General features: G+C 62.8%; 6 protein-coding genes. 4 read left to right on the top strand and 2 right to left on the bottom strand.

All coding sequences use genetic code 11. The features are described 5' to 3' along the window. The first annotated feature begins 396 nt into the window (after positions 1-396). Together MK313_RS16900 and MK313_RS16895 are read left to right on the top strand one after the other, a co-directional pair. Positions 397-3,558, top strand: a complete 3,162-nt coding sequence (locus MK313_RS16900) for a M10 family metallopeptidase C-terminal domain-containing protein (RefSeq protein ID WP_183077962.1) — start codon at positions 397-399, stop codon at positions 3,556-3,558. Between the two features lie 127 nt (positions 3,559-3,685). Further along, positions 3,686-4,309, top strand: a complete 624-nt coding sequence (locus MK313_RS16895; protein WP_287783155.1) for an FMN-binding negative transcriptional regulator — start codon at positions 3,686-3,688, stop codon at positions 4,307-4,309. 221 nt (positions 4,310-4,530) lie between these two features. Here MK313_RS16895 and MK313_RS16890 read toward each other — a convergent pair whose 3' ends face one another. Together MK313_RS16890 and MK313_RS16885 are read right to left on the bottom strand one after the other, a co-directional pair. Continuing rightward, positions 4,531-4,770 carry a helix-turn-helix domain-containing protein gene (locus MK313_RS16890; protein WP_008944190.1) on the bottom strand — a complete coding sequence of 80 codons (240 nt, stop codon included), beginning with the start codon at positions 4,768-4,770 and terminating at the stop codon, positions 4,531-4,533. A gap of 610 nt (positions 4,771-5,380) precedes the next feature. Next, positions 5,381-9,463 (bottom strand): Eco57I restriction-modification methylase domain-containing protein, encoded by a 4,083-nt coding sequence (locus tag MK313_RS16885; RefSeq protein WP_287783152.1) that lies wholly within the window; start codon positions 9,461-9,463, stop codon positions 5,381-5,383. Between the two features lie 417 nt (positions 9,464-9,880). Here MK313_RS16885 and MK313_RS16880 point away from each other — a divergent pair, with 417 nt between their 5' ends. Next, entirely contained in the window at positions 9,881-10,150 is a 270-nt protein-coding gene (locus MK313_RS16880) for a metal-sensing transcriptional repressor (RefSeq protein ID WP_008944193.1), read from the top strand. Between the two features lie 12 nt (positions 10,151-10,162). Further along, a partial coding sequence (locus tag MK313_RS16875; RefSeq protein WP_287783148.1) for an MFS transporter occupies positions 10,163-10,576 on the top strand: 414 nt, incomplete at its 3' end.

Genomic DNA, 10,576 nt, shown 5'->3' with positions numbered 1-10,576 from the left:
GGTCTGCCTGACTTTTTATCGAAACGCTGTCCCCCGGATAATCCGGTGGCGGCGCTATGTCACCGAAGTGCAGAACATTCTAATTTCTTGCGCAAGCCATAAATATGTATGCATTACTGGTAATAGGGTGTGTTTTTGAGACTTCTTAAAAAGTAAATCAAAATTGAATCTGGGGTTCTCATAGCTAGTCTTTGTTTTGACATGATCGGCATTCTATTTTTCAGTGGACAGGCTGTTAAAATCAGAGTTTCACTATAAAAAATCTCCGACTCTTTGATCGGCGATGGCGGCTCTTTCGGGCCTGCCAGCAACAAGGTGGGAAATCACGGCGGCAAACAGTGGCCTGCTGTCCTGTAGGGGGCACGGCCGGTCTTATTGTTTTCGAAGGAACCGCACGTGACGACCACCACCGCCGTTACCGCATCCGGCACCTCCTATATCGATTCCCTGCTGCATGGCCAGAAATGGGACGGCACGACACTCACCTATGCCTTTCCCGACGCTGCGGCCAATGTCGGCTATTCGATTGACGGCGCCTATTTCACGGCGCTGAGCGGCGCGGAGCAGACCGCCTTCGAGGCCGTGCTCCAGGCCTGGGCCAGGGTTTCCGGCCTCACCTTCACGGAGGTGGCTGCCGCCGACGCGGCCACTGCCGATATCTCGGTCTATTGGTATCGCTCGCCGGATAATCTGACGGCCCGTGTCGTCACATTTCCGGACGGGACGGTCGAGGGCGGTGATATCCAGCTGGGCAGCGGCATCAATGGCGGGGATCTGTCGAGCCCTGGTAGCTATTCCCATTTCATCGCGATGCATGAGCTGGGCCATGCGCTGGGGCTGAAGCATCCGCACGAGGTTGAGGGGAGCTTCCCCGCCGACACCGGGATGTCCGTCGAACTGTCGGTGATGAGCTATGTCAGCTTCACCGGCGGGTCGGTGAGTAGCTATTCGATTGCCGACGGCAGCTACCCGACCGCCCCGATGCTGAACGACATTGCGGCAATCCAGTATCTCTACGGCGTCAACACCAACGCGCTGACCGCCAATCTGGGCGATACCACCTACACCTACGACCCGGGGGCAGCGATCATCTTCCAGGCGCGCTGGGATGGCGGCGGCTACGATACCTTGAATTTCGCCGGCTATGGGACCGACCTCTCGGTCGATCTGCGGCCCGGCCAGTGGATCGATCTGGGTGGCCAGTACGCGGTGCTCGATACCGGCGATATCAATGTCACGCCGCTGGGCAACATCGCCATCCCCTATCTGCATGAAGGCAACACTGCCTATCTGATCGAGGCCGCCTATGGCGGCAGCGGCAACGACCTGATTGTCGGCAATGAGGCCAACAACCTGCTGCGCGGCAATGGCGGCAATGACACGCTGCGGGGCGGGGCCGGCACCGATACGCTGGTCGGCAGCGCGGGCCAGGACACCTTCGATTTCACCGATGGCGCGGCGAGCAGCAATACGGTCAGCGATTTCACGGCCGACGATACCATCGTGCTGCGTGATGCCGTTGTCGGCGGGATCGTGCGTGGCAATGATGGTGCCACATTGGCGCAGGGCGAGGTCTCCTTCGCTTGGAACGGCGTCTATAACGTGCTGTATGTCGGGCTGGACGCGACGGCGGGCTCCGACCTGCAGATCGTGCTGGCGAACAGCACCGTGTTCGACAATCTGAGCCTGTCCGGCAACACGATTTCCTTCATCGCCGATACCGTGGCCCCGGAATTTCTGAGCGGCACCGGTCCGGCGGACAATGCTGTCGGCGTCGCGCGCGACGCGACCCCGACCCTGATCTTCAACGAAGAGGTGTCGGCGGGTACCGGCGAATTCATCATCTACAACGTCACCAACCCGTCGGTGGTCAAGACGATTGCCGCGAACTCCGCCGCCGTTACTGGCTGGGGCACCTATCGCCTTACCATAGACATCGATCCGGACGGGCTGACGCCGCTGCCCTATGGCGCGGAGATCGCGATCATGTGGGACGAATCGGCGGTGCGCGACCTGGCCGGCAATCCGCTGGCGGAGAATACCAGCGAAACGCTGTACAGCTTCACCGCCAATGTCGGGCCGACTGCCACGGCATCGGCGGCGAATGTCGCCCATACGGCGGCGGGTCAGACCAGCTACAGCTTCACCGTAACCTACAGCGATGCCGACGGCACCATCGATGACACCTCCATCGACACGAACGATGTCACCGTCACGGCGCCCGACACCAGCACCCTGACGGTGACCGGGGCGGTCTGGAACGGCGACACCAACACCGCGACCTATACGGTGGAAGTGCCCGGCGGCAATGGCTGGGAGGCGGCGCTGGAAGGTACCTACACCATCGGCCTGGTGGAAGGGGAAGTTACCGACAATCACGGCGATGGCGTTGCCGGCAACGCAAATGCCGACAGCTTCACCGTGGATCTGACGGTACCGCCGACGCCGGACCCGGGTCCTGGCCCGTCGTTGCCGCCTTCGACCGATACCAGTGTGGGCGGGGTGGATGTCGCCACCCGCTACAGCACCGATGCCAGCGGACGGCAGATCGAGACCGTGACCATCACACCGAATGGCGGCCAGCAGACGACGCAGGGTGTGCCGCTGATCGGTACGGCGAACAACCCGGTGCTGTCCGGTACCCTGCCCTCGACGGTATCCATCACCGTGACCGGGCCGAGTGCGACCGTCGCCAACTCGGCATTGGGCGGTGGCCTGCTGGCGGAGGTGCCGTCCGGCATCGTGCTGCCGCAGGGCGTCACACTGCCGGTGCTCTCGACGGTCAATCCCGATGCGCCGGCCAACGGTGTGATCCGCGTCATCACCCTGACGCCGTCCGGTACGGGCGATACCGGCCCCATCGTCATCGAGGGGTCGCCGGACAGCGGCCAGGCCAGCGCCATCGTGCTGGATGCGCGCAACCTGCCGGCGGGAACGCCGATCCAGCTGAACAATGTCGATATCGCCATCATCTCCGGCGATGTCGTGGTCAGCGGCGGGGCGGGCTCCAATATCGTGCTGGGCGATGCCGGCAGCCAGAACATCGTGCTGGGCGAGGGCAATGATCACCTGAATGGCGGGGACGGCAACGACACCATCGGCTCGGCCACCGGCAGCGACACGCTGCTGGGTGGGGAGGGCGAAGATTCCGTGTTCGGCGGCATGAATGGCGACAGCATTGAGGGCGGCGAGGGCAACGACATCCTGCGCGGCGGCAAGGGCCATGACAGCCTGAACGGCGGGGCCGGCGACGATATCCTCTATTCCGGCTTCGGCGACGACACGCTGACCGGCGGCGAGGGGGCCGACCTGTTCGTGCTGCGCGGCTTCGATGCGAATTTCGCCGGGGCGGTCCTGACCACCACGATCACCGACTTCGCGCAGGGCACCGACCGCTTCGCCATGGAGAATGTGTCGGTGGCCGCACTGGAAGCGGCCCTTGCGCTGCAAAGTGTGACCGAAGCGGGCGTGGTGATCGAGGTGGCGGGGGCAACCCTTACCTTCATCGGCATATCCCAGCTCACCGCCGCCGATATCGACCAGAGCTTCTACGCCTGACCCTGCAGGCCGGAATGGGCAGCCAAGACAGCGCTTTGTCATGGCGACAAACCAGAGATTTCCGTCCGGCCGGATTGCTGGCATCCTTGCGCCCCACTGAAAGACTGTGGGGCCAAGGAGCCTTGCCATGTACACACCCCCTGCTTTTCGCGACGAGGACAAGGACAGCCTCCTTGCGACCATCCGCGCCGCCCGGCTGGCCAATTTCGTCACCGCCACGGCGGACGGGCCGATGGTCACGCCGCTGCCGCTGTTCTTCGACGGGAGCGAGGGGGAGCATGGGGTGATCTACGGCCATCTGGCGAAGGCCAATCCGCAATGGCGCATCCCGCCGGTGGGCGAGGCGGTGGCGGTCTTCATGGGGCCGGACGCCTATATCACGCCGGCCTGGTATGCCACCAAGCGGGAAACCGGGAAGGTAGTGCCGACCTGGAACTATGTCGCCGTCCACGTGCATGGTCCGGTCGAGTTCTTCGAGGATGCGGACCGGCTGCTGGACCTCGTCACCCGGCTGACCGACCTGCATGAGGGCGAGCGCGCCGGTCCCTGGGCAGTGTCCGACGCGCCGCCGGAATTCGTGCAGGCGCAGCTGCGCGGGATCGTCGGCCTGCGCATGCCGGTAACCCGGATCGAGGGCAAGCGCAAGATGAGCCAGAACCGCAACGCGGCCGACCGCGCCGGCGTGGCCGCCGGGCTGGCGTCAAGCGACCGGGAGTCCGACCGCGCCATCGCGCCGCTCATCCCGTCCTGAGCCGCGTAGCCGATATCGTCTGATGTTCAGGGAAGGTTGGCTGGGGGACCTGGATTTCCAGCCATTTTCCTGTAAGACCTTGACCGATAATAAGAAATTTACAGGCTCTGAAAAGCCTGTGCAACAGCTATGTGGTCACGGCGGTGACGTTCGCGCATTCTTCGCCGGGCGTCCTCGCCCGCACATCAAACCACGCCATTTCCGGTGAGAAGTGCCCTGACTCAACCAGGGTCCCGGAAACGCACGCCCTCTCCATGGTCGTCCCCGGCCGGCAGGAACTGGATACCGGCCTTTTCAAGGGCATTCACGACGTCATCAAGTGTACGGGCATAAGGGGTGCGCGCACCCCTCTCAAAATCCGCGAGTGTTTGTTTTGCCACTCCTGCCATGGCGGCCAGCTCGAGCTGGTTAATCCCAAGCAGGGCGCGCGCGGCCCTGCACTGATATCCGGATATTTTCATAATGTTGTATTTTTATATTGACATGATCGCATTGCCAATGGGAGACACAAAATGACCCAGCTCCAGTTTTTCCTCCGTGCGGGCGGCCAACCCGCTTCTGATCGTCGATGAAGTCGAGAAGGCAGCAGCAGCCGACGAAACGGCGGCGTGGTGGATACCCTGCTGTCGCTTCTCGAGCCGGAGACGAGCCGTAACTGGTTCGATGAGTGTTTGTGTGTTGCCCGTGACGTCAGCCAGGTGAACTGGATTCTGACCGCCAACAGCCTTGGCGGGTATTCCCCCAGCGCTGATGAACCGTGTGTCTGTCGTTCCGGTTGCATCCCCGGGAGCACACAATTTCGACGCGATTCTTGCTGGCCTGAAGGCCGATATTGTCACGGAACTGGGTGTGCAACTGGCGGTCACCCTGGCGTATCGCATCCTCGCAGGGCGCGGGTTTGTCGAGGTAGAGGAGCGAAGCATGACGGCGCATGTTCATTGCCTGCCCTGGTTGCTGTGCGCGCGGGTTGTCTCTACGTCGGAGGAGCTGGATGTCGGCATTGACGCAATAGGCTGAGAAGCGGGGAGGGGTGCCGGTTTGGAACCGATAGAGCCGTCAGATATCCGGCCGCTAAAGATCGATCTCCGCGTCCGGGTCGCCGGCGGCGAGGGCGTTCATATAGGCGAGGCAAAGGTCGCGCGAGCGGTAGCGCCCACCATAGGCCTGTGTCTCCTGCCGTTCGACGATGGGGAAGGTAGAATAGATATAGCGCACATCGTCCCGATCGGTGACGCCATATAGATGAAAGAACAGGGCATCCAGCTTGGCGCGCAGCTTCAGGCGCCGCTCCTCGTCCCAGACGAAAGGCGGCTTGACAGATCCATCCGGCTCGACATGGCCCATGTCACGGGCGAAGGGCGCCATGTCATGCGCGGTGTAGGTCAGCTCCAGCACGGCGTCCCGGACGATCTCCCCGGCGCTTTTCGGACCGAAGCGCACCGTATCGAACCGCTCCGGCGGCACCACCGGCAACTGTTCGAGGATGAACAGATTTAAAGTCTGCCCTTGGATTTTCTGTCGGGTCACATAGTCGAATGGAATAGCGTTAAAATTTGCGGCAAGAAGCCACTCTTTTTTGAAATCACCTTCGCGTAACAAGAGTGGGATTTTATTCCCAAACCCGACTTCAGGCAGTAAGGCAGCAATGAAGGTGCGAACGTTGGTCGGTGCTGTAATCTCTTTGAATCCAAGGGTCCACCCAATGTCTCTATTCCAGAGGCATTTCTCTGCGAGAACCCAAAACTGCGGATTTGGCAGCCAGGATGGATCAGTATGCTGCTCGATCGTTGCTGGCTCCGGCTGTGCGGGCCGATGCTGATTTTCCAGATTTACGACGATGCTGGCGGCGCGATGGTCAAAAGCCTGCACCATCTTGCCTTCATAGAGCGGTAGCCATTGTCCTGCGGGACTATCGAAGTGATTGTCGCCAATCGGATAGGCACCTTCGCGCTCCTCCAGCTCTTCGCGGGTCCGGAAGAGACCGGAATCGTTCGTCATATGGAACATCGTCGCGTACTTCACCGGCCACGCCTTTTCCGGCGCGCCGCCGGTGTGGCGTGTCAGCACCGGCAGGCGGGCATAGATGGCGGTGGTCAGTTCGGCGTCGCGGCGCGTGCGGAAGATTGGTGCTGTACCGGTGTTGGGATTCACGCGCGCGAAATCCTCCGCCGTCAGGGGGAAACGGCGCTCAGGGTCGGCAAGCTCGCTAACGCTTTGCAGAAAGAAGCCGCACATAGCCGCATCGGAGGTCGGGGACGGGCTGGCGACGAAAACACAGAACTTGAACCGACTATCCACGTCAGGAAAAAAGGGCGGGGCGTCGTGGCGTGTGCGCCGGTTCTCGAAATCATACAGCGCCTTCAACCGGCCCTGGGTCGATATTCCTTTGAAGAAGTCGGCGGCGGTCTTGTCGGAGGCGATGCCCGACGGTGTCAGCAGGCCAACCATGCCATCGGGCTTCACCAGGGCCATCGATCGTTCGACGAACAGCGAATAGATGTTGATGTCCCCGCCGGATAGCAGCGGGTAGTCTCCACCCTTGCGGGCCATGCGGGCAGCCGCCTCGGCGCGGCTGTTGGCCTTGGCGAAATCGGCGGCCAGCGGGTCGCCGTCGCGTTCCAGCGCCGCGATCATCCGGTGGCGGTCGGCGGCGCGCTGCGCCATGGCGATCTCGCGGCGGCGGGCGGCGAACCATTCCACCTGCTGCAGTTTCATGCGGTCCCAGGGCGGGTTGCCGATGATCGCGTCGAACCCGCCGACGAGGCCCTCGGCCTCCCAGTCGGTCCAGACGCCGGGGAAGGCGACCTGCCAGTTCAGGAAGCGTTCCTCCGCCATCAGCGTGCGCGCCTCGGCCAGGATATCGGCAAGACGGCGGCCGTGCTCTCCGCGCGCCAGCGGCTCGCGCGTGCCCTGGGCGATCTCGAACGGGTCGCCATAGGACCCGTCGAAGAAGCCCTGCAGCGCCTTCATGTTATCCTTGCCCTTCAGGTCCAGCCATTCAAAGGCGTGGAGGAGGGACAGGAAGGCATCCAGCGGTGCCGTCATGATCCGGACGCCGTCGAAGATTTCCTGCGAGCGGTGCGCCTCGGCGATTTCCGCGTCCGGCAACCCTTCGATGGTCTGCATGGAGGCCGCCGATCCCAGAGCAATCTTCACCGGCTTGTGCAGCAGCAGTGGGCTGCCATAGGCCGTTGCCTTGGCGATGCCGGTCTTTACCCAGGAACCGAACAGGCTGTCACCGCAGCGCAGATGATGGTCGAGGAAGGACAGCGGCGCGCCGACCGTGAAGCTGTGCAGCCATAGCGCCACCTTCGCCAGTTCGACCGCCATCGGGTTCTTGTCCACGCCATAGACACAGCGTTTCAGCACCATGCGGCGGATGATGTGCCGGTCGTCCAGCTGTTCGGGATCGACCGTCCAGTTGCGGTCCTCGGCATTGCCGATGATGGTGGCGCGAATGCCTTCAATCCGGTCGGCCAGTGGCGAGATATATTCCCACCAGTCGACCATGGCTCCGGCTTCCGCCATGGCGGCGATCACCTGGTCGGCCATGTAGTCCACCAGGCTGACCAGGAAATGGCCGGAGCCCATCGCCGGGTCGCAGATTTTCAGGTCGAGCAGCCTTTCGGCCGGATCGAGCCGTCGCAGGATGCCCAGCTTGCGGCCTTCATCCATGTCGGTGGCGGCCAGTTCCTCCGCTTTTTGCCGGAAGGCATCCAGCCGCGCCCGGATCAGCGGTTCCAGTGTCTCGCGGATGATCAGGTTGACCAGATCGTCCGGCGTGTAATAGCTGCCGGACCCCTTGCGCGCGAAGATGTTGGGGCGGATATCGACGATGGGGCCGTCGCGCACCACCTCGTGTTCCAGCAGCCGTTCGTAGATCGAGCCCAGCTGTTGCACGCTGAGGTCGCGATAATTGATGTATTTGCGGGACCCGTCCGTCCGCTCGAAGGACAGCCTGTCGATCACCTCGGCCATCACCGAGTCGGACAGCCGTACCTGGCCCAGCAGCGGCGTGCGCACGCGGTCGAACAGGCCGCCATTATAGGGCGGCAGCCCAATCGAGGTGGCGCATTCGTCGATGGCGCGGCACAGATCGTCCAGCACCGCCCAGTAGCGCGCAGCCGACGCCGAGAAGGTATCGCCCCTGTCCTTGCGGTCACCGATATCCAACCGGACGCGCTTGCGCAGGCCGTAATCGTCATACCGCTCGTCATTGACCGGAAGCAGGTCACGATCCTCGGCATAGAGCACGAAGAGCAGCCGATAGAGCAGGATCAGCGCCGCCTGGCGTACATCCTCCAGATCGGCGTCAGGGGCACCGTCCGCGATGGCGCGCGCGAGCAGGGGATAGACCGTATCGAAGACGAGGTTCGACAGATCGGCGGCGACGCGCTCCTCATAGAATTTGCCTTCATCGATGGCCCGAAGGTGGAAGCTCCTGATGTCCGGCCCGGAAGGCAGGAATGCCTCCCGGCGGAACATCAGGGCAAACAGCCGCAATGCATGGCGTCTTTCGCCGTCATCAAGGGCGAACAGCCCCTGGTCATGGCCGGCGATGCCAAGGACGGCAGCGAGATCGATCTCGAAGAACTGCTCGGAGACGGAACGTGCACCGGAGAAATACAGCCGCCACCGGCCACCGTTGGTGAGGATGCCCCAGCGCAACCTGCCCTCGGTCAGGTCGTCCACGCGCCTGAGATAGCGCAGCATCTGGGTGGACGGCGCCAGCTTTTCGCCTTGCCGGCCAGATTGCCGGTCGAGCGGCCGATGCCAGCGTTTCGATTCGACGATGGCAAGGCCGAAGCCGTAGCGTTTCCATTCCTCAAGGGAACGGTCGGCCTCCGCCTTCGCCCCGGCATCGGCGAACAGCAGCCCGTCCGGCACATCGTCCCGGCCCTTGACCGTCAGGTTCTGCTGGCGCATCGCCTGATCCCAGCCGAGCCGCTGGAGGATCGGCCAGATCAAATCGTCTTCGGTTCGGCTCTCGTTGGGTGTTTGCCCGGTGGGAAAGGCTTTGAAGAGGTCAGCCAGGTCCGCTGCCAGGCGATCAATCTTTTCGTCGCTGACGCTGTGCCATTCCGCGTTGCGGACAATCGACTGGGTCAGGAAGTCGCTGGTGAACAGGCTTCCCTGAAAAACATGATCGATCATCCGATTGTCTGTCCCTGCGATGCGCCTGCCCGATGCCAACTGGCTTGGTCAGTCGAGCTTATCTTCTTGAGAATACAAGGTAGCGCACAAAAGCGCCGTCCGACAATCAGGCGGCATCATATGCGCTGGCGCGTTCTGGCCGACGCCGGCTCGCAGGGTCGCGGACAGCGCCGCCAGGATTTCCCGCTGCCAGGCGGAAACCAGCGCCCATGTCCCGCCGTGAAGGCGTCGGCGGGAACCGCATGGCCATGCGCCACCGGCCCAAGCGCAATCAGCATAACCAGCAGGGCAGCCAGCACGTGCCGAAAAGACATGGGAACCCTTCGATTTCCGGTTGTCCGCCAAGCGGCCAGACGCCAGAACACTATCGGCAAAACGTCATTGCTTCAATCCCCCCTGGGGGGATATGTTCCGATAATGACGGATCACGCGCCCCACCATCATCATGACGACATACTGAAACGGCTGCGCCGCGCGGAAGGCCATCTGCGCAGTGTGATCGCCATGATGGATGAGGGGCGGCCCTGCGTCGTCCTCGCCCAGCAGCTTCATGCGGTCGAGCGGGCGATCAGCGAAGCCAAGCGCGTCCTTATACGCGATCATATCGACCATTGCCTGGACAGTGCGGTGGCCGGCGACGGGCAGGACCATCTTGCCGAATTCAAGGAAATCACCCGCTACCTCTGAAGGCGGCGCGACATGCTCGACATTCTGGCGAACCGTATCTACCGGCACCTGTTCGCCGCGCAGATACTCTCCCTGCTCGGCAGCGGCCTCACCACGGTGGCGCTCGGCCTGCTGGCCTATGACCTTGCCGGCGCCGATGCCGGGGCGGTGCTCGGCACCGCGCTGGCCCTGAAGATGGTCGCCTATGTCGGCGTCGCACCGGTGGCGGGCGCGCTTGCCGGCCGCTGGCCCCGGCGGCGGCTTCTGGTCTTGCTCGATCTGTGCCGGGCGGCGCTGGTCCTGCTGCTGCCCTTTGTCACCGAAATCTGGCAGATCTATGCGCTGGTTTTCCTGTTCCAGTCCTTCTCCGCCGCCTTCACGCCAGCCTTCCAGGCGACCATTCCCGACATCCTGCCCGGGGAGCGCGACTATACCAGGGCGCTCTCG

Source organism: Oceanibaculum sp. (genome assembly GCF_022449305.1).
Taxonomy (GTDB): domain Bacteria; phylum Pseudomonadota; class Alphaproteobacteria; order Oceanibaculales; family Oceanibaculaceae; genus Oceanibaculum; species Oceanibaculum indicum.
The sequence above is the reverse complement of the archived record's forward strand: the minus strand, read 5'-3'. Positions and strand labels throughout refer to the sequence as shown.

What these genes read in the sequence shown, in the direction of transcription:
- MK313_RS16895 (WP_287783155.1), top strand. Translation starts at nt 3,686, where the DNA reads ATGTACACACCCCCTGCTTTTCGCGACGAGGACAAGGACAGCCTCCTT.
- MK313_RS16890 (WP_008944190.1), bottom strand. Translation starts at nt 4,770, where the DNA reads ATGAAAATATCCGGATATCAGTGCAGGGCCGCGCGCGCCCTGCTTGGG.
- MK313_RS16885 (WP_287783152.1), bottom strand. Translation starts at nt 9,463, where the DNA reads ATGATCGATCATGTTTTTCAGGGAAGCCTGTTCACCAGCGACTTCCTG.
- MK313_RS16880 (WP_008944193.1), top strand. Translation starts at nt 9,881, where the DNA reads ATGACGGATCACGCGCCCCACCATCATCATGACGACATACTGAAACGG.